Source organism: Streptomyces sp. NPDC002870, assembly GCF_042888505.1.
In the GTDB taxonomy this organism is placed as follows: domain Bacteria; phylum Actinomycetota; class Actinomycetes; order Streptomycetales; family Streptomycetaceae; genus Streptomyces.
In genome coordinates, this window is sequence record NZ_JBIAPW010000014.1 from 141,355 (window position 1) to 162,146 (window position 20,792).

General features: G+C 70.2%; 15 protein-coding genes and 2 pseudogenes. 14 read left to right on the forward strand and 3 right to left on the reverse strand.

The annotated features are described in order from the left end of the window. Positions 1-235 precede the first annotated feature (235 nt). From ACFYWY_RS19655 to ACFYWY_RS19670, 4 genes and pseudogenes are all read left to right on the forward strand, one after another. Positions 236-1,229, forward strand: a pseudogene (locus tag ACFYWY_RS19655) (ATP-binding protein); the annotation flags it as partial. Positions 1,230-1,245: 16 nt separating this feature from the next. Next, entirely contained in the window at positions 1,246-1,572 is a 327-nt protein-coding gene (locus tag ACFYWY_RS19660) for a DUF742 domain-containing protein (RefSeq protein ID WP_389187883.1), read from the forward strand. Next, on the forward strand, positions 1,550-2,161 hold the full coding sequence (locus ACFYWY_RS19665; protein WP_389187886.1) for an ATP/GTP-binding protein: 612 nt from the start codon (positions 1,550-1,552) through the stop codon (positions 2,159-2,161). The genes ACFYWY_RS19660 and ACFYWY_RS19665 overlap by 23 nt, the downstream gene beginning before the upstream one ends. Continuing rightward, positions 2,158-3,591: a cytochrome P450 gene (locus ACFYWY_RS19670; protein ID WP_389187889.1), complete on the forward strand. Its 1,434-nt coding sequence runs from the start codon at positions 2,158-2,160 to the stop codon at positions 3,589-3,591. The genes ACFYWY_RS19665 and ACFYWY_RS19670 overlap by 4 nt, the downstream gene beginning before the upstream one ends. 29 nt (positions 3,592-3,620) lie before the next feature. On the opposite strand, the gene ACFYWY_RS19675 is transcribed toward ACFYWY_RS19670, so the two are convergent. Further along, positions 3,621-4,865 (reverse strand): cytochrome P450, encoded by a 1,245-nt coding sequence (locus ACFYWY_RS19675; RefSeq protein ID WP_389187892.1) that lies wholly within the window; start codon positions 4,863-4,865, stop codon positions 3,621-3,623. A gap of 184 nt (positions 4,866-5,049) precedes the next feature. Here ACFYWY_RS19675 and ACFYWY_RS19680 point away from each other — a divergent pair, with 184 nt between their 5' ends. Beyond that, positions 5,050-5,595 (forward strand): hypothetical protein, encoded by a 546-nt coding sequence (locus ACFYWY_RS19680; RefSeq protein WP_389187895.1) that lies wholly within the window; start codon positions 5,050-5,052, stop codon positions 5,593-5,595. Positions 5,596-5,764: 169 nt separating this feature from the next. Here the strand turns inward: ACFYWY_RS19680 and ACFYWY_RS19685 are convergent. Then, positions 5,765-5,944 (reverse strand): annotated as a pseudogene (locus ACFYWY_RS19685) (IS5/IS1182 family transposase); the annotation flags it as partial. Positions 5,945-6,506: 562 nt separating this feature from the next. Between ACFYWY_RS19685 and ACFYWY_RS19690 the strand changes: the two are divergent. Continuing rightward, entirely contained in the window at positions 6,507-6,971 is a 465-nt protein-coding gene (locus tag ACFYWY_RS19690; protein WP_389187898.1) for a hypothetical protein, read from the forward strand. A gap of 177 nt (positions 6,972-7,148) precedes the next feature. On the opposite strand, the gene ACFYWY_RS19695 is transcribed toward ACFYWY_RS19690, so the two are convergent. Then, positions 7,149-7,775 (reverse strand): NADPH-dependent F420 reductase, encoded by a 627-nt coding sequence (locus tag ACFYWY_RS19695; RefSeq protein WP_389187901.1) that lies wholly within the window; start codon positions 7,773-7,775, stop codon positions 7,149-7,151. Between the two features lie 714 nt (positions 7,776-8,489). Here ACFYWY_RS19695 and ACFYWY_RS19700 point away from each other — a divergent pair. The 8 genes from ACFYWY_RS19700 (at position 8,490) to ACFYWY_RS19735 (ending at position 20,776) form a co-directional block, all read left to right on the forward strand. Then, positions 8,490-9,680, forward strand: a complete 1,191-nt coding sequence (locus ACFYWY_RS19700) for a type III PLP-dependent enzyme (protein ID WP_389187904.1) — start codon at positions 8,490-8,492, stop codon at positions 9,678-9,680. Positions 9,681-9,775: 95 nt separating this feature from the next. Further along, complete coding sequence (locus ACFYWY_RS19705) at positions 9,776-11,173, forward strand: diaminobutyrate--2-oxoglutarate transaminase (protein ID WP_389187907.1); 1,398 nt, start codon at positions 9,776-9,778, stop codon at positions 11,171-11,173. Then, on the forward strand, positions 11,170-12,858 hold the full coding sequence (locus ACFYWY_RS19710; protein WP_389187910.1) for a pyridoxal phosphate-dependent decarboxylase family protein: 1,689 nt from the start codon (positions 11,170-11,172) through the stop codon (positions 12,856-12,858). Before ACFYWY_RS19705 ends, ACFYWY_RS19710 begins: the two co-directional genes overlap by 4 nt. Beyond that, complete coding sequence (locus ACFYWY_RS19715) at positions 12,855-14,726, forward strand: IucA/IucC family protein (RefSeq protein ID WP_389187913.1); 1,872 nt, start codon at positions 12,855-12,857, stop codon at positions 14,724-14,726. Before ACFYWY_RS19710 ends, ACFYWY_RS19715 begins: the two co-directional genes overlap by 4 nt. After that, on the forward strand, positions 14,723-16,138 hold the full coding sequence (locus tag ACFYWY_RS19720) for a lysine N(6)-hydroxylase/L-ornithine N(5)-oxygenase family protein (protein WP_389187916.1): 1,416 nt from the start codon (positions 14,723-14,725) through the stop codon (positions 16,136-16,138). Before ACFYWY_RS19715 ends, ACFYWY_RS19720 begins: the two co-directional genes overlap by 4 nt. Further along, positions 16,135-17,601: an MFS transporter gene (locus ACFYWY_RS19725; RefSeq protein WP_389187919.1), complete on the forward strand. Its 1,467-nt coding sequence runs from the start codon at positions 16,135-16,137 to the stop codon at positions 17,599-17,601. Before ACFYWY_RS19720 ends, ACFYWY_RS19725 begins: the two co-directional genes overlap by 4 nt. Further along, on the forward strand, positions 17,598-19,421 hold the full coding sequence (locus ACFYWY_RS19730; RefSeq protein WP_389187922.1) for an IucA/IucC family protein: 1,824 nt from the start codon (positions 17,598-17,600) through the stop codon (positions 19,419-19,421). Before ACFYWY_RS19725 ends, ACFYWY_RS19730 begins: the two co-directional genes overlap by 4 nt. Then, on the forward strand, positions 19,418-20,776 hold the full coding sequence (locus tag ACFYWY_RS19735) for a glutamine synthetase family protein (RefSeq protein ID WP_389187925.1): 1,359 nt from the start codon (positions 19,418-19,420) through the stop codon (positions 20,774-20,776). The genes ACFYWY_RS19730 and ACFYWY_RS19735 overlap by 4 nt, the downstream gene beginning before the upstream one ends. Positions 20,777-20,792 lie beyond the last annotated feature (16 nt).

The window sequence follows — 20,792 nt, forward strand, 5'->3', positions numbered from 1 at the left end:
CTCAGTACTGTGTGAATCCTCAACTAACCTGCCAATAACGGCAGTTACGGGCGCGCAGTGTATTACAGCTTCCCGGTCTCCGGCCTCCGGTGGATTCCGTGAAACCCACACACATTCCGGGCCACGCGGGGCGCTTCGTCTGCTGACAACTTCCTTGCGTGCGTGAGCAAGTGTGGGTGTGCCCGCTGGTCTACCGTCGGCCGCCCCGCCATCTCACGCCTGCCTCGAGGACTCCATGACACAACACATACCGGAGGCGGTCTTCTGGTGCCTGGCCGTCGGCCTGCTCGCCGTCACCGTGCTGCTGGTGGCGCCAGCGAGGGATCACCACGATCGTGCGCGAGCGGAACGCCGAGTTGGCGGACGGCCTACGGGCCCGTGACGAGGAGGTACGGCAGCTGGTCTCGGTCCGGCTGCCCGCGCTGGAGGATGCACCGCCCCCGTCGACCCCGCACCCGTCGACCCCGGAGACCGGGCTGCTGCTCGACGCGAGGCTGACCGGCACCGACTTCGCGAAGAGTCTCCAAGACGTCGTAGAACGGTTCTCCAGCGCGGTCGAGCACGCGCAGACCCGGGCCGACCGTTCGGCGAAGGCCGCCCTGAAGACGTCGATGCGCTCGATCCAGGCCCTGGCGAACGAGCAGCAGGTGTCGATTTCCCAGATGCAGTCGCGGCACGACCACCCCGACGTGCTGCGGGACCTGCTGGAGATCGACCACGCGAACGCCCAGTTCGGCCGCCGCGCACAGGCCATCGCCGTGCTGTGCGGGTCCTGGCCCGGACGGCAGCGGGCCGCCTCCGCGCTGACCGAGGTGGTACGTGGCGCGAAGTCACGCATCCGCGACTACCGGAGAGTGCACCTGCACGGACAGGTCGACATCGGCGTCGAGAGCCGGTTGGTTGAGCCGGTGGTCCTCACGGTCGCCGAGCTGCTGGACAATGCCGCGCGCCACTCGCAGCCCAACACGACGGTCGAGGTCAACATCAAGTCTGTGCACAACGGCGCGTGCATCGTGGTCGATGATGCGGGCGTCGGCATGGACGGACAGGTGGAGGAGCGTGCCTCCGTACTGCTTTCCAGCCGGCAAGCCGTGGATGTCACCCGGCTCGACGACCCTCCGCAGTTCGGTTTCGCCGTCATCGGAGTGCTCGCCGCCCGGTACGGGTTCAGCGTGTCCGTCGACACGCACTCGCCCTACGGAGGTGTACGTGCCGCCCCGCAGGCGCCGCCCCGAAGGAGGGCTGGTGCGGCCGTACGTGGTCACCGACGGACGCGCCTACCCGACCCGCAACACTCTGGATCTGGTCACTCTGCTGATCGGCGCCGAGGACCTGCCGCTGACCGGTCTGAGTCCTGAGAAGCGTGGGCTGATGGAGCTGTGCCGGCCCGGAGCCCTTTCGGTCGCCGAGGTGGCCGGACATCTGTCACTGCCGGTCAGCGTCGTCAAAGTGCTGATCGCCGACCTCATGGACAGCGGCCACATCGTCACCCGCGCGCCCATCCCGTCAGCCCAGCCTTCCGAGGCCCGCATCCTCCAGGAGGTGCTCGATGGGCTCCGCTCCCTCCTCTGAAGACGTCTATCTGCGGCGCAGTGTTCAGACAGCAGTCAAACTCCTGATCGTGGGGCACTTCGCGGTCGGCAAGACCACCTTTGTCGGCGCGCTGTCCGAGATCCGGCCGCCGCACACCGAAGAGGTCATGACGCAGGCCGGGGCCCTCGTCGACGACCTGGCGGGGACCAAGGACAAGACGACCACCACGGTCGCCATGGATTTCGGCCGACTCACCCTCAGCGACCGCCTCGTGCTGTATCTCTTCGGCACCCCCGGACAGCAGCGCTTCACCCGGTTGTGGCAGGACATGACGCGGGGAGCGCTCGGCGCGCTCGTCCTCGCCGACACCCGCCGCCTCAGCCAGTCCTTCGACGTCATGGGGGTTCTGGAGGAGCTCGACCTGCCGTACGCGGTGGCCGTCAACCAGTTCGACGACGCTCCCGCATACGGCATCGCCGAGATCCGCGAGGCCCTCGATCTGCTCCCCGGAACACCCCTCGTACGGTGCGACGCCCGCGACCGGTCCTCGTCCGCCCGGGCGCTGATCACCCTCGTCGAGTACCTCCAGTCCCGCAACAGCGCACCACGCCCCCTGGAGCAAGCGTGACCTTCGCCCAACCCACTCCCGAGCACTCCACACACGACTCCGTGCCACCGCCGGGCTGCCCGGCTCACAGCAGCGATCGCCCCGATCACACCGGCGACTGCGGCCCCTCACGCGAGCCGCTGTACGGCCCGGGCTTCGCCGCCGACCCGGCCGCCGTCTACGGGCGGCTGCGCGCGGCCGGACCGACCGCGCCGGTCGAACTGGCTCCCGGCGTCCGGGCCACGCTCGTCACCGGCTACGACGCCGCCCTGTACGTGCTGCGCAGCACGGAGACGTTCTCCAAGGATCCCCGCCGCTGGCGCGATCTGGCGGACGGCACCATCCCCCCGGACACCCCGGTCGCGCCGATGATGGCGTACCGGCCGAACGCCCTGTTCACCGACGGGGAGGAGCACCGCCGGCTGCGCGAGGCGGTCACGGACAGCCTCGGCCGCGTGGAGCCGAACGCACTGCGCGGTTACGTCGAGCAGAGCGCCGACATGCTCATCGATCGGTTTGCATCGGACGGGAAGGCGGATCTGCTCGGCGCATACGCCCAGGTCCTGCCGCTGCTGGTGTTCAACCAGCTGTTCGGCTGCCCGCCCGACTACGGCGACCGACTGGTCGAGGGCATGTCCGGGATCTTCGACGGCGTGGACGCCGAGAAGGCGAACGATCTCCTCACCCGGACCCTGATCGACCTGGCAACCCTGAAGCGCGAGAAGCCGGGGCACGATGTGACGTCCTGGCTCATGGCCCACCACGCGGAGCTCACGAACGAGGAACTCGTCCACACCCTCGTCCTGCTCTTGGGCGGCGGTACCGAGCCCGAGCAGAATCTGATCGCGAACAGCCTGCGGCTTCTGCTCTCCGACGACCGGTTCGCGGGCAGTCTGTCGGGCGGCAGCCTGCCGGTGGAGGACGCCCTCGACGAGGTGCTCTGGACCGACCCGCCCATGGCCAACTACGCCGCGCACTTCCCCGTCCACGACGTCACGTACCAAGGGACCCTGCTGCGCAAGGGCGAGCCCCTCGTCATCAGCCTTGCCGCCGCGAACACCGACCCAGCTCTGACGGCCGATCAACGCGCGGGCAACCGGGCTCATCTGGCCTGGAGCGCCGGTCCGCACGCCTGCCCGGCGCAGGGCCCGGCCCGGCTGATCGCGGCGGTGGCGGTCGAGAAGCTCCTCGACCGCCTCCCCGATGTGGAGCTGGCCGTGCCCGTCGAGGAACTGACCTGGCGCCCCGGCCCCTTCCACCGCGCGCTCGCCGCCCTCCCGGTACGTTTTCCGCCCGCCGCCGGCTCCGGCCCCGAGGGGCCTGCCGTGCCTGCCGGGAGCCCGGAGCGGACTCCAACTCCATCGGCGGCTCCCGCAACTTCGGCGACTCCGGCGCCCAAAGGCCCGCAGCGCGTGTGGTCCTCGCTCCGGGCCTGGTGGCGGGGAGAGTGATCGAACGGGAATGATCGGAGGCGACTGACTCAGGAGAGGCGTACGGGCAGTGCGCGATGTCCGTTGGAAATGAAGGAATCCACAGGCCGCAACTCCTCCTGCGGCACGGCAAGGGCGAGGCCGGGGAACCGCTCGAAGAGCGCCGGCAGCGCGATACGGGCCTCCATGCGGCCCAGCGGAGCGCCGAGGCAGTGGTGCACGCCGTAGCCGAAGGCCAGGTGCTCCTTGTCGAGCCGGGTGACGTCGAAACGGCTTGCGTCCTCCCCGTACTTCCCGGGATCGCGCCCGGCGGCGGCGTACGCGGCCAGGATCGCCTCACCCTTGCCGATCACCACCCCGTCGGGACCGCCCAGTTCACTCAACTCCAGGTCCTCCACGGCGTACCGCAGCGGCAGGCTGGCGACCGGTGCCTGCACCCGCAGGGTCTCCTCGATGACGTCGTCCCACTTGGCACGGCCCTCGCGGACGTGTGCGAGCTGTTCCGGGTGGGTGAGCAGGGCGTGGATGGCGTTGTCGATGAGGTTGACCGTGGTCTCGTGGCCGGCGCTGATCATCAGCACGAGCGTGTCGAGCAGTTCCTGCTCGCTCAGCCGGGTGTCGCCCTCGTCGTCGCGCGCCGCGATGAGTCCGGAGGTCAGGTCGTCGGCGGGCAACTCCCGCTTGAGGATGACGAGTTCTCCCATGGCCGCGTAGAGCCTGGCGTAGTTGTCGGTGACCTCTTCCGGCGTGGCGGAGGTGTGGAAGACGCCGTCCACGACGGCGCGCAGCTCGGAGCCCTTCTCCTCGGGCAGCCCGAACAGCTCACTGATCACCTGGATCGGCAGCGGATAGCAGAACTCCTCGCGCAGATCGATGGGTTCACCCTTCCGTAAGGCCTCGGCGATCCGGTCGAGCAGCCCCTTGGTGATCTCCTCGATACGAGGCTGCATCGCGGCGCTCCGACGCGCGGTGAACGCCTTGGAAACGAGCGTGCGCAGCCGTTTGTGCTCACCGCCGTACGCCGTGAACATGTTCTGCACCGCGACCCAGGTGAACAGCGGCCACTCCGGGGAGATCTCCCCGTTGATCCACACGGGCCAGTGACGCCGCGGGTCCTTGGACACGCGAGGGTCGGTGAGCAGCCTCTTGAGGAGCTCGGTGCTGCTGACCGCCCATGCTTCGACGCCGTCGGGGAGCTCGACGCGCGTCACCGGTCCCTTCTCGCGTATGCGGTCGGCTTCTCCGTGGATGTCGCTGCCGGTGGGGTCTATCACTAAGCGGGACTGGTCCCCCATCAGAGGCCTCCATGATGCTCGAACTCCAATACGACACATCACGCTAAGCCGTCGTACGGCTTCGGAGCGAGACCACACCGCACACGCTGCGTGCGGGGGGAACTTCCCTACGCGTACGCATAAGTGGCGGCCCCCATCGCGTCCTACGGTCACTGCATCCGATGGGAGAGCCGGTGAGAGCGCCATGACAATCAGCAGAGCCCAGCAGTGGGTGGAGCCGTACGGCGTGGAGGTACGGACCCTGCCCGCCGGGCGATGGTGGGACGCGGTACGCGTGCCGCTCAGTCTCGGAGTCCGCGCCCTCGAGCACCTCGGACACGATACGGGGGCTGTGATCAAGGACGGGTACGGCAGCGTCCTCTACTGGCTGATCCGGCCGACTGCCGCCGACCACTGGCGGTTGCCGCAGGTCCAGGTGCTCGGGCCTGGTTGTCACGTGGCGGTTCCGGCCCAGCACCGTACATCTGGGCCGGGGCTCTATTGGCGCGTACCGCTGACCCGCCAGCGGTATCGGACAGGCCCGGAGCCACTGCACTTCGCGCTCCGGGCGGCTCTGGCCGACGCCTCCGGACCGCGTCACCCGGCACGCGTCTGCTGTCGCTGCGAGCGCAGCACCGAGGCACCGGTCCTCGTGCGCGTCATCGAGCGCCGCCCCAATACCGCCAGGGCGGTGTACGCCTGCCCCGACTGCGTGCCTCACTGCCCGGCAGGACCAGGCCAGTTGGAGTAGTACATCCCGCGAGATGAGGGCATCGTCAGCAAGGCTGTCGGTGCTGTCCTCGACGACAAGGAACTGGACTGACGTGGATGCCACCATCTGCCGGCGCGCTGATCGACGCGACGAGGGGAGCGCCCAGACGCGGCTTCGCGGCGGCCGCGGGGTAGTGGACTCCAACGGGGTTCGTGCGGTGGAAGACGGCCACCCGCAGCACTCGGTCCGCCAGCGGCAGGCACCACGGCCGCCCGCCACCGGGACCGTTCCCGCCCGTTCCCGCACCACCTTCAACAACGCTCGAACTGCCTCATCCGCAGCCAAATGTCTCCTTGCACAACGGCCCAGCCCTCAACGACCCATGCACAAAAGGGAAATGCCCAAATCATCGTCTTCTGCACACGCTCTAGCCGGCTTTAGACGGTGTTGCGCTGCGCGGTCAAGAGCGGGTGGTCTGCCGCCCCGACTGCCTCGCCGAGGTGGATCCGGAGAGCCAACGCCCAAGCCTTGAAGTCCCCCTACGATCAGGCATATGGTCCTCACCGTGCCCGCGAAGCGGCGCACCACCACGACGGGGGACAATCCATGCGGCGCTTTTCTGTGACTGCTGCAGTAGATGCTGGTCTTCTTCTGCTCGGATCGTCCCCGCCTGTAGCCAGTCCTACGGCTGACTGGTAACCAGTCAAGGCCAATTCAATCTGACGGTCGACGGCTGGACCGCCCGCGTCGACAAGGGCTGGGAATACACCTGCAAGTAAGCGGCCGCGAAGGTGGGCGGCGGCATCACCCCAGTCGTCAACCCGGCGCCTCGTTCGGCTCAAGTCAGGTACTGCCGCTGCGATCTGGGCACCGCCCTTGCCAACTGTCCGCTGTGGGGGCCCGCTTACCCTGACGCCGACCGAACGACAACTACTGAGGAAAGAGACCTGATGAAGAAGAGACTTCTCAGCCTGCTCGCCGCAGGCGCGGCAGTTATTGGCTCCGGCCTTGCTACCGCCACCCCCGCGGTGGCGATTCCTCCGTACTGGCAGGCGGTGAGTACCAACTCGGACTGGGACTGTTCGCCGTACAAGGCGCATCGTCTGTCGCTCAATATCAAATTCAAGACGTGTATCGTGCGCAATTCCAGTGGTGGTGCCCAGGCTGTGCTTGTGGTGCAGAACAGTGGCACCAAGGCCGCCCTTATCCGTGGCGAACTCAATACATACAACACGGGCGGTACCTATCAGGGCAGCTACACATACTACTGCTCGGAGTCGACGCTCAACGCGGGATATACGCGGGGCTGCTTCGGCAGAACATTCCCCGGCACGAGTGACATTTCCGCCACCTCTTCGCTGTACATGAATGGTTACGACGATCTCCACCTCTCTCAGGACTCGTGGCACGGCTAGCCTCGTGGAGCTACGGATCAAAAGGCGCCCGTGCCCCTGCCGTGCCCACACCCACGGCAGATGAACGGCCCCTGACCAGGCAACTCGGTCAGGGGCCGTTCTCATGTGCGCTGCCCGGTAACCACCGCCGTCGCCGGAGAAGTCGCCGGGCGCAATGTCAACCGTCCGCGGCTGACCCTAGGCGGCGGGGCGGGTGACCACGTTGATGTTGAACGTGTGGGCACCCAGGCCGCCCGCGATGCCCATGAAGAGCAGGGCGAAGTGCTCCTGTCCGCGTGCGGTCGTGATGCCGCCGATGTCCAGCTGGGACGACGGGGGCCAGCCGAGGTCGGTGAGCAGGCGGCCGGTGGTCCGTTTGGCTTCGGCATCGTCGCCGGAGAGGAAGACGGTGCTCGGGCCATCGAGGCCGTCCGGGGCGGTCATCACGGTGGAGTCCATGGTGCACAGCGTCTTGACGACGGGGGTCAGCGGGAAGGCTTCCTGGATCTGTTCACCCAGGCTGCTGTTGGGGTGCGAGAGCTCGGTGAAGTCGTCGGAGAGGCCGACCCCGACGTCGATCAGCAGGGTGCCGGCCAGCGCCGGCGCCCCGATGGAGTGCAGCAGTTCCACGGAGACCGCCCCCGGGGTGGCATTGACCAGTACCTCTGCGTGGGCGGCTGTCTCGCTCAGGCCCGCCACGGGGAGACCAAGGTCTGTCCGTTCCTTGGGCCGACGTGAACCGAGGAGCACGTCGTGTCCTGCGGCACTCCAGCCGTGGGCCAGTGCTCGGGCGACGTTGCCGGTGCCAAGTAGTCCTATACGCATGGTGCGACGCTAGGCGTTGCCGGGGGCTCAGCGAATCGGACCGCGGGCCGGGTGGACCGGCACCAAGGACGTAGTCCTGTGGTCGCTTGCCACTGGCTACGACAAGACCGCCGAGTCCTACCGGGCAGCCGTCACCCTCGCATCGCTCCTGATGCGGGCGTGACGCTTTGACGACAACTCCCAAGTCGCCCTCTTGGCCTGACGGCCCTTCAGCCCATGCGGTCTCGGCGAACAACACACTCCGTACGGCGGAACAAACGCCCTGAATAGGACGTACGGCAGTCGCCCCCCTTGGAAACAATCCAGCAAACCATTAGGTTAGGCTCACCTAAGTGGTTGGATGTGGCCGTGCGGCTGCCCGACAGTCCGTTTTCCTCAGGGGGGACCCGTGCCTCGTTCGAACAGTGCCATCACGCCCGGGCCCATGGGTTCACCGAGTGACCACAGCAACCCGCCGATCTCGCACCGCTCGATGCCGCGTGCGCAGGTTCCCGGCTTCGCGCTGGGGCCGCGCCGGGCGGCGATGACCTGGACGGATTCGTCTACGGGCACACGCTGCCGCGCAACTCAGGCACAGCGCTTTCACGCGCGGTGATACAGCGCGACCTCGACCACCGCTGAACACCTTCAACCTCCCGCACCCCGACCCGAGGCAGAGCCGTGTCCATTCAGTTGCCGCCGTCCGCCGCCCCGCGATCCGCCTATCCCATAGACGTGCTCCCCGTAGCGGTCCGTCACCGTCTGCTGGAGCTGTCGCAGGCCGCGGGGCCGGTGTCGGCCTACGTATACGACGGTGCTGTCGCCGCGGAGCGTGCGCGCGAGTTGCGCGGGGCGCTTCCGGAGTGGGCAGCCGTCTACTACGCCGTGAAGGCGAACTCCTTCCCCGGGGTCGTCCAGGCGCTGGCCCCACATGTCGACGGCTTCGAGGTCGCTTCCTGTGCCGAGCTCGAACTCGCTGTATCGGCCAAGCCGGTGGCCGGGGACGCCCCGGCCCCGGTGGTCGCCGCCGGGCCTGCGAAATCCGTCCCCGTCCTCACCGCCCTGGTCCGGGCCGGAGCCGAGGCGATCAATGCCGAGAGTCTGCTCGAACTGCACCGGATCAGCCGGATAGCGGTCAGCGAAGGGCTCCGCGCCCGAGTGGCGCTTCGCGTCAATCCCGCGACGATCCCCGTCACCGGCTCGCTGCACATGGGGGGTGTGCCCTCCCAGTTCGGGGTGGCGGAGCCCGACGTGCCCGGGGTGCTGCGCGAGGCTCTGCGGCTGCCGGGGCTGGATGTGATCGGCTTCCACATCCACGCCGCGTCCAACAACCTCGACGCCGAGTCCCATGCCGCGTATCTGCGTTGGTGTGTGGAGTGGAGCGTGCGGACCGCCCAGGACAACGGGATCGAGCTGCGCCATATCGACGTCGGCGGGGGCATCGGCGTCGCCTTCGAGGGCGAGAAGCCCTTCGACGTCGCCCGCTTCGGCGAACTGGCCGCGGCTGTCGAGGTTCCCGCGGGCGTGAAGGTGGTGCTGGAGCCCGGCCGTTTCCTGGTCGCGGACTGCGGCTGGTACGCCGCCGAGGTGACGGACGTGAAGGAGTCCTACGGCGAGGAGTTCGTGGTGCTGCGCGGCGGCATCAACCACTTCCAGCTCCCCACCTCCTGGGACATCGTCCACAACATGGCGGTGCTGCCCGTGGAGGACTGGCCCGAGGAGTGTCCCCGCCCTTGCGCCGAACAGACGCGCGTGACGGTCGTCGGCGAGCTGTGCACTCCGGAGGACACCCTGCTGCGCGATGTCCTGGTGGACCGGATACGCGCCGGTGACCTGGTGGTCTTCCCGTACGCGGGCTCCTACGGCTGGGAGTTCGCCATGCACAGCTTCCTCGGCCACCCCGTCGCCGAGCGCCATCTGCTCTGAGGCGCCGGCAGCCCCGTCCGGGCCTTACCAGGCCCTCGGGGCCCTCGTCGCCACTCACTCGCTTCCTCACCCTCCCCATCCTGGAGCCGTACATCATGACCGTGCACCCCGCCGAACGAACCGACGCCGAACGCACTACGGGACAAGCCGACGCCATCCTGCAGCGCCAGCGCACCCGGGAGTCCTCGGCCCGCACGTATGCCCGGTCGTTCCCGATCGTTCCGGCCCGCGCAGAGGGCATGGACCTCGTGGGCACAGACGGCCGCCGCTACCTCGACTGCCTCTCCGGAGCCGGCACTCTGGCCCTCGGCCACAACCACCCGGTCGTAGTGGAGGCCATTCAGCGGACCATCAGCAGTGGGGCGCCGCTGCACGTCCTGGACCTGGCGACCCCGGAGAAGGACGAATTCACCGACGCGCTGTTCGCCACCCTGCCCAGCGGCTTCGCGGACAAGGCCCGCATCCACTTCTGCGGGCCCGCCGGGACCGACGCCGTCGAGGCCGCGTTCAAGCTGATGCAGACCGCGACTGGGCGACACGGGCTGCTCGCCTTCACCGGCGCGTACCACGGGATGACGGCGGCAGCCCTGGCCGCTTCCGGCGGTGTCACCGCCAAGCAGCCGGTACCGGGGATCGCCGCCGACGTCACCCGGCTGCCCTACCCGTACCCCTACCGCTGCCCGTTCGGCGTCGGCGGGGAGCGCGGCGCGCAGCTGTCCACTGCATACACCGAGCGCCTGCTGGACGACCCGAACGGCGGAGTCGTCCCGCCCGCCGCGATGATCCTGGAAGCGGTGCAGGGCGAGGGCGGCGCCGTACCGGCCCCGGATGCCTGGCTGCGCGAGATGCGTCGTATCACCAGGGAGCGGGACATCCCGCTGATCGTCGACGAGGTGCAGACCGGCGTCGGACGCACGGGCGCCTTCTGGGCCGTGGAGCACAGCGGGATCGTGCCCGACGCGATGGTGATGTCCAAGGCGATCGGCGGCAGCCTGCCGCTCGCGGTGCTCGTCTACCACGAGGACTACGACGGCTGGCTGCCCGGCGCCCACACCGGCACCTTCCGCGGCAACACCCTCGCCATGGCGACCGGCACGGCCACCCTGCGGTACGTCGCCAAGGAGGGCCTGGCCGGGCGGGCGGCCACCGTCGGCGCCCGGATGACGGACCGGCTGGAAGGCCTGCGGAGCGAACTCCCCGCGATCGGTGACGTTCGTGGCCGGGGCCTGATGATCGGTGTCGAGCTGGTCGACCCCGAGGCCGAACCCGACTCCTGCGGCGCCCGGCCGGTCGCCCCGCAGGTGGCCGCGCAGGTACGGGCCGCATGCCTTGAGCGCGGCCTGATCGTGGAGTTGGGAGGTCGCTACGACTCGACCGTGAGGCTGCTGCCGCCGCTGATCATCACCGACGAGCAGGCCGAAGCGGTGCTGGACCGGCTCACCGACGCCATCGCCACGGTGACGACGCCGCACGTTCGGGGCGTGCGGGCATGACGGGCGAGATACCCGGCCTGGGGCCGGCCACCGGTGGCTTCGACGCAGCCCTGAAAGCGTACGACGCGGAGACCGCGCCCGGTCAGACCGGCGGAATCCATACGCGCGGCGGATTGAGCCTCGTCCCTGAACCCGCCTCTGCGGGGGCCGGCGCTCTGGGCGAGGCCGTGGCCGGGCTGCTCCGCGGTGCCGCACCGTCGGGCAACCAGGTCCGGAACACGGCACTGTCCGGAGGCACGGGGGGTCCCGTCGCACTGGAGCCGCTGGTGCAGGCCGTGTTGGAGGCTCTCGCCAAAGGCGCCGTGCGGCGCGGCGGACCCGTTCCCACCGGGACGCCCGAGGAACTGGTCGCGGAGGTCGCGCGGGTGTTCGCCGAGGCGGACGGCGACGACGCCCTGCACCAGCTGACCGAACTCCTGGCGTACGGCAGCGCCGACCCCGCCGACCCGTCCTGCGCCGCGCATCTCCATTGCCCGCCGCTGGCCGTGGCCGTCGCCGCCGATCTCGCCGTCGCCGCGCTCAACCCCTCCCAGGACTCCTGGGACCAGGCGCCCGCCGCCACCGCTGTGGAGACCCTGCTGCTCGGGGAGTTGGCGCAGCTCGTCGGGTACGACCCGGCCCAGGCCGCCGGAGTGCTCACCTCTGGCGGCACCGAGTCCAACCTCATGGGCCTGATGCTCGCCCGTGACCGCGTGCTGGGACGGGCGGCCGAGCGTCAGATCGAGCTGAGTGGAGTACCGGGCACCGGCCCGCGTCCGCGGATCTTCGCCTCCGCCGCCGCCCACTTCTCGGTTCAGCGCTCGGCCGCGCTGCTGGGTCTCGGGGAGAACGCGGTCGTCCCCGTGCCGGTCGACCGCGAGCTGCGGATGAAGCCGGACGCGCTGGCGTCCGCTCTGCGCGACTGCGTCGCGCGGGGTGAGGTGCCGGTGGCGGTCGTGGCCACCGCCGGCACCACCGACACCGGTGCGGTCGACCCGCTGCGCACCTGCGCGGGCCTGGCCGCCGAGTACGGCGCCTGGCTGCACGTGGACGCCGCCTACGGCGGCGGCGCACTGCTGTCCGACGAGCTCGCCCCGCTGCTCGGCGGTATCGCGCTGGCCGACTCCGTATCCCTGGACTGGCACAAGCTGGGCTGGCAGCCGGTCGCCGCGGGCATCTTCCTGGTCCGGCGGGCGGAAACCTACGCCTCACTCGCACGACGGGCGGTGTACCTCAACCCGCAGGACGACGAGGAGGCCGGCTACCCCAGCCTCCTCGGTCTCTCGCTGCGCACCACCCGCCGCGCCGACGCCTTCAAGATCGCCGTCACGCTGCGCACACTGGGCCGCGAGGGCCTGGGCCGGCTCGTGGACGCCTGCCATGAGCTGGCGCGCGGCGGTGCGGAGGCCGTACGGGCGCATCCCCGGCTGGAGTTGCACGCCGATCCCATCCTGACGGCCTTCCTCTTCCGCTACCTGCCCGAGGGCGCTGACCCCGGGCACACCGACCGGGTGAACGCGGCGCTGCGGCGCAGGCTGCTGCGTGAGGGCCGGGCGGTCGTCGGCCGCACCGAGCTGCCGGGCGAGGGGCCGGGCCGGGTCCGCTTGAAGCTCACGCTGCTCAACCCGCACACCACCCCGGCCGAGGTCGAGCGACTGCTGCACGCGGTCGCCGCGGCGGGCCAGGCCGAGGAGGAGAGCCAGTGAACCGGCCCGACGACGCCCGTACGGCGCGGCCGGCACCGCCCACGGCAGGTGCGCCGTCAAGTGCTGCCGGCGCCCCGTCATACGGAGCTCCCGGGATCGGCCCGGACCCGCTCGACGACGCCGACCCGCTGCGCGCGGGAGATGCCGCGGCGATGGAGACATTGCTGCGCGCCTACGTACGCGAGACCGGGACCGACGTGCCGGAGACCGGGCAGGCACTGCTGATCGACCTGCCTGCCAGCCGGCTCACCCTGCGGGCGCCTGTGCGGTACCGGTCGGCCACCGGCTGGCATCGCTTCGGTGCGCCCAGCCTGGTCACAACCGATGGCGACGACGGCGACGGCCTCCCGGCCGACGCAGCGTTGGTGGCGGCGGCGCTGATCCGGCAGACCACGCTGGGCCGCGGTGTGCTCCCGCACCACGGGGGCGACGCCGCCGCCCGGGTGCTGAACTCCGCTCGGCGCACCGCCACGCACATCGCCCACCGGCGCGCCGAGGGCGAGCACGGCCAGGGGCCGACGCCGTTCCTCGACAGCGAGCAGGCGCTGTTGCTGGGCCATCCGTTCCATCCCGCGCCCAAGAGCCGCGAGGAGGCGTCGGAGGCCGAGCTGGAGGCGTACTCGCCCGAGCTGCGCGGCTCGTTCCCGCTGCACTGGTTCGCCGCCCACCCGGATGTCGTGGTCGGCGGTAGCGCGGACAGCCGTTCGCCCGCGGAGCTGCTGCGTCCGCTCGCCGCCGGGCTGAAGGTGCCCGAAGGCATGGTCGCGGTGCCCGCGCATCCCTGGCAGGCCCGGGAGGTGCTGTCCCGTCCGGAGGTCGCCGCGCTCGTCGACGCCGGACTGCTCCGTCCGCTCGGTGCCGCCGGACCCGCCTGGTACCCCACGTCCTCCGTGCGTACCGTGCAGCGGCCGGACGCCGAGGTGATGCTGAAGCTGTCCCTCGGCATGCGGATCACCAACTCCCGGCGGAACAACCTGCGCAGCGAGATGCGTCTCGGCGTAAGGGCCGCGCAGTTGCTGGCCGCGGGCCCCGGGGACTGGCTCCGTGCCGAGCATCCGGAGTTCGGCATCCTGCGCGAGTTCGCCTGGGTTTCTGTCGGTGTTGAAGGCCCGGAAACGGGTCTGGAGACGGCGATCCGTGACAACCCCTTCGGGGGCGGCGGCGACGGCGCGCCCGAAGGGCTGTGCGTGGCGGGCCTGCTGGCCGAGCGGACCGGTCCCGGCGACGGTACCCCGCCGCAGCAACGCGCCTTGCTGTGCGAGGCGATCGAGCGCGCCGCTCGCGCTCTCGGCGTCCCGGTGTCCGAGGCGTCGGAGCGTTGGCTGGCCCGCTACCTGGATGTACTGGTCGTTCCCCTGATCCGTCTTCAGGCGCGGTACGGCATCGCCCTGGAGCCGCACCACCAGAACACCCTGGTGGCCCTCGACACTCATGGACTGCCCCGCGCGGGCTGGTACCGGGACAGCCAGGGGTACTACCTGGCCGCTTCCCGCGCCGACGACATCGAGCGGCTCCTGCCGGGCGCCACGGATGGCGTCGAGCTGGTATTCGATGACGCCTTCGTGGACGAGCGGGTGGCCTACTACCTCGGCATCAACAACCTGCTCGGTCTCGTCGGAGCGTTCGGCGCGCTCGGACTGGCCGACGAGGGCCACCTGCTGCGCGTGCTGCGCACCGCCCTGGAACGGCTGCGCACAGCGGAGCCCGCCGCCAAGGGCCTGCTGGACCTGCTGCTCGACGCACCCGTACTGCGCTGCAAGGGCAACTACCTGACCTGCGTGGACGGGCTCGACGAACTCGTCGGCGACGTCCACACCCAGTCCGTCTACATCGATCTCCCCAACCCCCTCACGGAGGCCCAGCGGTGACCGCCCTCTCGACTTCTGACGACCGGAATCTCCCCTATGATCTGGTCGGCGTCGGAATCGGCCCGTTCAACCTGTCTCTGGCCGCGCTGGCGGACGGTGTACCGGGCTTCCGGTCCCTCTTCCTGGACGCGAAGCCGGCGTTCTCCTGGCATCCGGGCCTGCTGATGGAGGGAACGACACTTCAGGTGCCGTTCCTCGCCGATCTGGTCACCATGGCCGACCCGACCAGCCCGTGGTCGTATCTGAACTACCTCCGCTGCCACGACCGGATGTTCAAGTTCTTCTTCTCCGAGCGCTTCCACATTCCGCGCCGTGAGTACGACCACTACTGCCGCTGGGTCGCCGAGCGGCTGCCCTCATGCCGCTTCGACGCCGAAGTCACCGCGCTGGAGTGGGACGAGAAGGCGGACGCGTTCGCTGTCGTCCACCGCTCCGCCTCCGGCACCGAGACCCGCGTCCTGGCCCGCCAGGTCGTGCTGGGTGTGGGCACCGACCCTGTCGTTCCCGAGCCACTGCGGCCGCTGCTGACCGACGCCCACGCCGGCCGTGTGCTGCACAGCGCGGACTACCGCACGTACCGTGCCCGGCTGGCCGCCGCCGACGACGTCACGGTCATCGGCGCGGGGCAGTCCGGCGCCGAGGTCGCGCTCGACCTGCTCCGCCACCAGGACGGCGACGGCCAGGGCGGCCCGTACGTCCGCTGGCTGGCCCGCACCACGGCCTTCGCGCCGATGGAGTACTCGAAGATCGGCCTGGAGCACTTCACCCCGGACTACATCCGCTACTTCCGCGAGCTCCCCGAGGTCACGCGCGAACGGCTGGTGCGGGAGCAGTGGCAGCTCTACAAGGGCGTGAGCGAGGAGACGCTGGGGGAGATCTACGACGAGCTGTACGAGCGCACCATCGGGGGTGGCGAGCCGCGCGCCGCCCTGCAGCCGGGCGTGGAGATCGTCGCGGCCGAGGCCGACGGTGAGGGGTACCTGCTCACCTGCCGGACTCAGCAGCAGGATTCGCTCTTCGAGGTCCGGACCTCCGCCGTGGTCTCCGCCACCGGCTATACCGCCTCCCGTCCGGCGTTCCTGGAGTCGATGGGCGACTTGGTCGACTGGGACGACCGGGGCCGCTACCAGATCGACGGGGAGTACAGGGTCGCGCTCGACCCGCGGGTCTCCGGCACGCTCTACGTCCAGAACGCCGAGATGCACACGCACGGCGTGGGCGCTCCCGACCTCACCCTCGGTGCCTGGCGCGCCGCGACCATCCTCAATGCCACCGCCGGACGCGACGTACTGCCCGTTGCCTCGCGGCAGGCGTTCACGACCTTCGGCGCGCCTCAGTCGCCGACGTCCGCCACGCTCTCGGCGGCCGTCCCGGAAGGGGCTGCCGCCACACCCTCCGGTACGCCGCGATGACGGTTGTGGAACAGGCCGGGACAGCGGCCCCGGGTGGAGCGGCACGCCACGCCAGGACGGTGCTCATATCCGTCATAGGGCTCCACCTGGTCGCCGAGACCGCGCTGACGCCGTTCCTCCCTCAGCTGTTCGAGCGGCTGTACGGCATCGAGGACCCGGGAGCGACCGGGCTGTACATCTGGATCTGCCGCATCGTCGGGCTCGCCGCCCTCCCTCTGTGGGGGCTGGCGGCCCGGCGCTGGCCGCTGCACAAGCTGGTGCTGGCCGGACTGTGCGGGTCCGCCGTTCTGGACCTGCTGCTCGGTCTGGCACCGAGCTATGCCGCGTACACGGTGCTGTCGACGCTCATCGTGGTGACCAACAGCGCCCTGCTGCTGGCTTATCCGGCTTTCATCGCCGAGCACGGCGACGAATCGGAGGGCGGCGAGCGGAAACGGCTGGCCGGGGTGTGCACGCTGGTGGTCGTCTTCCATCTGTCCGTCGTGGTCTCCACGATGGTGGGCGCCGGGGTCCTCGCGCTTCCGGAACCGCGGATCGGGATCTCGGCGTTCGCGGTCCTGGACACGCTTCTGGCGGTGCTGACGTACCGCATCCTGGGCAGGCGCCGGGACGTGAAGACCGCCGAGTCCGCCGCGGACGGCTCCACGGCCGGCGACGACCAGGACACCGACGGCGCGTCGGACCCGGCGCCGGGCTCGCCCGGCCCGGCCGTGCGCGGGCCGTCGAGCCGCCGCACCTGGTTCACGATGCTCGCCTATGCCGCGCTGATCGGGGTCGCCTTCGACTTCTCGGCCAATGTCGCGCGGCCCTTCTTCACCGAGTTCGCCGACAGCCTCGGCAGCGGTTCGGTCGGGTCAGCCGTGCTGTTCTTCCTGCCGAGCGTCTCCGCTCTGGCTGTGCTGCCCCTGGTGCGCCGCTGCCACGACCGGTTCGGTGACCGGCTCCTGCCGCTTGCTCTGGCAGTGGGCGCGGCCGGGATGGCCTGGTCGTGGCTGGCCGACTCGCTGCCCGGCCTGGTCGGCGGCCGGCTGCTGTACGGCGTGGGGCTCGGCCTCGGCCAGGTCGCCGTCGAGCTGCGGATGTTCCGCGCGACCGGCACGAAGGGCCCGGCGTTCACCGCGGTGGAGACGGTCCGGTCCGCAGGTCTGCTCGCTGCGCCGCTGGCCGCCACGGCCGCGGTCTCCCACGACCTGGCGCTGCCCCTCGCTGTCGCCGCGGCCGTGCAGGTATGCGCCGTCGCCCTGTCCGTGCGGCGCTTCCGCGGCACCGGCCCACAAGTCGGCGCGCGGCGGGGTTCGCCCGGCCCGGACGCGTCGGCAGCCGACCGTGACCATGTGCCGAAGCCGCAGGCCGGCGTGACGACGACCAGCGTGCCGGCCTCTGTGGCGTCCGGCGCCGGTGATTCCGCGCCTTCCCTGATGGCCACCGCCTCACCCGCGTACTCCGAGGAGAACCACCGATGAACCGCACCACCCGTGACGCCTGGGCGCAGGCCGGCCGACGACTGCTCGTCAAGGCAGTGGAGGAGTTCGCCTACGAGGAGCTGTTCGTTCCCGGACCGGACCCGTCGGCCGGCGCCCCGGACGCGTACCGACTGGACCTCGCCGACGGAGTCCATTGGACCTTCCGCGCGACACGCGGCACCTTCGGCACCTGGCGGCTCACACCGGGCACCCTGCGGCGGCATCCCGAGCCCGCCGACGGCAGCGTGGCCGGCCCTGAACAGCTGCTGCTCGACGCCCGCCCGGTCCTCGGCTGGGACGGGCCCACCACCGCCGAGGTGCTGCGCGAACTCACCGCCACCCGGCGGGCGGAGGCCGAGGTCATCTCCCGCGCCCTGCCTGCAGCCGAACTCGCCGACCTCGACCACCTCGACCTGGAGGCACATCAGGACGGCCACCCGTGCATGCTGCTCAACAAGGGCCGGCTGGGCTTCTCCGCCTCGGACGCCGCCGCCTACGCCCCAGAAGCCGCCGGCTCGGTACACCTGCTCTGGGCTGGTGTCCACAGCAACCTCGCCTCCTACTCCGGCGTGCCCGGTCTGGACGCCGACACCCTGCTGGCGGAAGAGCTTGCCGAGGACACACGTAAGCAGTTCGGGTCGACGCTCCGGGAGACATGCGCAGAAACCGGTTACGACCCCGCCGACTTCCGCTGGCTGCCGGTGCACCCCTTCCACTGGGACGAGGCCGTCGCGACCCTCTTCGCCCCGTATCTCGCCGACGGCCGCATCGTGCTGCTCGGTGAGGGCCCGGACCGCTACCGGCCGCTTCAGTCCATCCGCACCCTGGCGAATCTGGACCACCCGCACCGCCGCAACGTGAAGGTGCCGCTGTTCATCCGCAACACCCTCGTCTGGCGCGGCCTTTCCACGAAGCCCACCGAGGGCGCACCCGATGTGAGCGCCTGGCTGCACGCCGTCCGCGACGCCGACCCGTATCTCCACGACGAGTTGCGTTTCCACCCGCTCGGCGAGGTGGCGGGCGTGGCCGTGCACCACCCGCTGTACGAGTCGGTGAAGGACGCCCCGTACCGCTACCACGAGCTGCTCGGCGCGGTGTGGCGTGAGCCGGTCGCGGCGCTGCTGCGCGACGGCGAGCAGGCCCGCACCATGGCTGCGCTGCTCAAGGTCGGTTCCGACGGGCGTGCACTGATCAGTGAGCTGGTCGACCGGTCGGGGCTCGAACCCCGCGCTTGGCTGGACCGCTTCTTCCGCGCCCTGCTGCCCGGCCTGCTGCACTACCTCTACCGGTACGGCGTGGCGTACTGCCCGCACGGCGAGAACACGGTCGTCCTCTACGACGCCGCCGACACCCCCGTCGGCATTGCGGTCAAGGACTTCGCAGAGGACGTCAACCTGCTGCCCGGCAGTCACCCGGAGTACGCCGGCCTCTCCGATCGCGCCGACTCGTTGCTGCTGCGCTGGCCCGCCGGAGAGCTGGCCCACTCTCTGCTCAGCGCTGTCTTCGCCGGTCACTTCCGGTTCTTCGCCCCGCTGGCCGCCGCGCACCTCGGAGTACCGGAAGAGGAATTCTGGGCCATGGTCCGCGCCGAGATCGAGCGTTACCACGCCCGCTTCCCCGACCTGGCCGACCGATTCGAGGAGTTCGGGCTGCTCTCCCCGGAGTTCGACCGGGTGGCACTCAACCGTGAACAGCTGCTCGGCGGCGGCTTCCACGACCGCGCCGAGAAGGACGAGGGCTTCGACGTCGTCCACGGCAGCCTCCCCAACCCCCTCGCCACCCTGCCCGCCGTCCGTCAGGAAATTCAGGAGCAGATATGACCGACTCGCCGTACGAGCGGCTGCGCGCCGAGGCCGAGGAGGGAAGCGTCGAGGAAGTCATCGTCGGCGTCCCGGACCTCCAAGGCAGGCTCCAGGGCAGCCGCCTGTCCGTGCCGTACTTCCTGGACGAGGTGGCCGAGCAAGGCTTCGGCGCCTGCGTCTATCTCCTTGCCTCCGATGTCGAGATGGGCACCGGATCCGGATACGCCATCGACGCCTGGCAGAGCGGCTTCGGTGACTTCGTTCTCCGCCCCGACCCGGCCACGCTGCGTACCCTTCCCTGGGACCCGGGCACCGCTCTCGTGCTCGCCGACGCCGTCTGGCCGAGCGGCGACCCGGTCGCGGTGGCCCCGCGCCAGATACTGCGCACCCAGCTCGACCGGCTCGCCGAGCGCGGACTGACCGCCTTCGCGGGCACCGAGCTGGAGTTCCTGATCTTCCGCGGGTCGTACCGCCAGGCGTGGGACCGCCGTTACCACGGCCTGGAAACGGGCACCGCCTACAACGTCGACTACTCCCTCCAGGGCCTGGCCGACATCGAGCCGGTGGTCCGCCGCATCCGTCGGGAGATGGTGCGCGCCGGGCTCACCATGGAGACGGCCCGGGGAGAGTGCCACGCCGGCCAGTACGAGATCGTCTTCCGCTACGACGAGGCGATGACCACCTGCGACAACCACGTCGTCTTCAAGAACGGCGCCAAGCAGATCGCCGCGCAGGAGGGCGTCGCGCTCACCTTCATGCCCAAGTACGACGAGGGCGAGGGCAACTCCTGCCACATTCACCTGTCGCTGCGCGGCACCGACGGCTCCGCCGTCCTCGCGGACCCCGCGGCCGAGGACGGCATGTCCGACCTGATGCGCCACTTCGTCGCAGGTCAGCTCGCCTGCCTCGCCGACTTCGCGCTGCTGATGGCGCCGAACATCAACTCGTACAAGCGGCTCCAGCCAGGTGCTTTCGCCCCCACCGGCATCACCTGGGGCCAGGACAACCGCACCTGCCCGATCCGCGTCGTCGGCTCCGGCCACTCGCTGCGGATCGAGCACCGGGTGCCCGGCGGGGACGCCAACCCCTATCTCGCCGTCGCCGCCGCGGTGGCCGCCGGCCTGTACGGCATCGAGAACCGCCTCGACCTCCCGGCGCCGCACACCGCCAACGCCCTGGCCGATCCGTCGGTGGAGCGGCTGCCCAGCACGCTCACCGAGGCCCTGCACCGGTGGGAGAACAGCGAGATCGCCGCCAAGGTCTTCGGCGAAGCGGTCGTCGGCCACTACGCGCAGGCCGCCCGCACAGAGCTGGCAGCCTTCGAGACCGCGGTCACGGACTGGGAGCGGGTCCGGGGCTTCGAACGCCTGTGACGTCATGAGCCTTTGC

Bases quoted from the DNA above. Each gene is read 5' to 3' on its own strand.
- ACFYWY_RS19705 (WP_389187907.1), top strand. From the start codon at position 9,776: ATGACCGTGCACCCCGCCGAACGAACCGACGCCGAACGCACTACGGGA.
- ACFYWY_RS19735 (WP_389187925.1), top strand. From the start codon at position 19,418: ATGACCGACTCGCCGTACGAGCGGCTGCGCGCCGAGGCCGAGGAGGGA.
- ACFYWY_RS19665 (WP_389187886.1), top strand. From the start codon at position 1,550: ATGGGCTCCGCTCCCTCCTCTGAAGACGTCTATCTGCGGCGCAGTGTT.
- ACFYWY_RS19730 (WP_389187922.1), top strand. From the start codon at position 17,598: ATGAACCGCACCACCCGTGACGCCTGGGCGCAGGCCGGCCGACGACTG.
- ACFYWY_RS19695 (WP_389187901.1), bottom strand. From the start codon at position 7,775: ATGCGTATAGGACTACTTGGCACCGGCAACGTCGCCCGAGCACTGGCC.
- ACFYWY_RS19725 (WP_389187919.1), top strand. From the start codon at position 16,135: ATGACGGTTGTGGAACAGGCCGGGACAGCGGCCCCGGGTGGAGCGGCA.
- ACFYWY_RS19710 (WP_389187910.1), top strand. From the start codon at position 11,170: ATGACGGGCGAGATACCCGGCCTGGGGCCGGCCACCGGTGGCTTCGAC.
- ACFYWY_RS19690 (WP_389187898.1), top strand. From the start codon at position 6,507: ATGAAGAAGAGACTTCTCAGCCTGCTCGCCGCAGGCGCGGCAGTTATT.
- ACFYWY_RS19680 (WP_389187895.1), top strand. From the start codon at position 5,050: ATGACAATCAGCAGAGCCCAGCAGTGGGTGGAGCCGTACGGCGTGGAG.
- ACFYWY_RS19675 (WP_389187892.1), bottom strand. From the start codon at position 4,865: ATGGGGGACCAGTCCCGCTTAGTGATAGACCCCACCGGCAGCGACATC.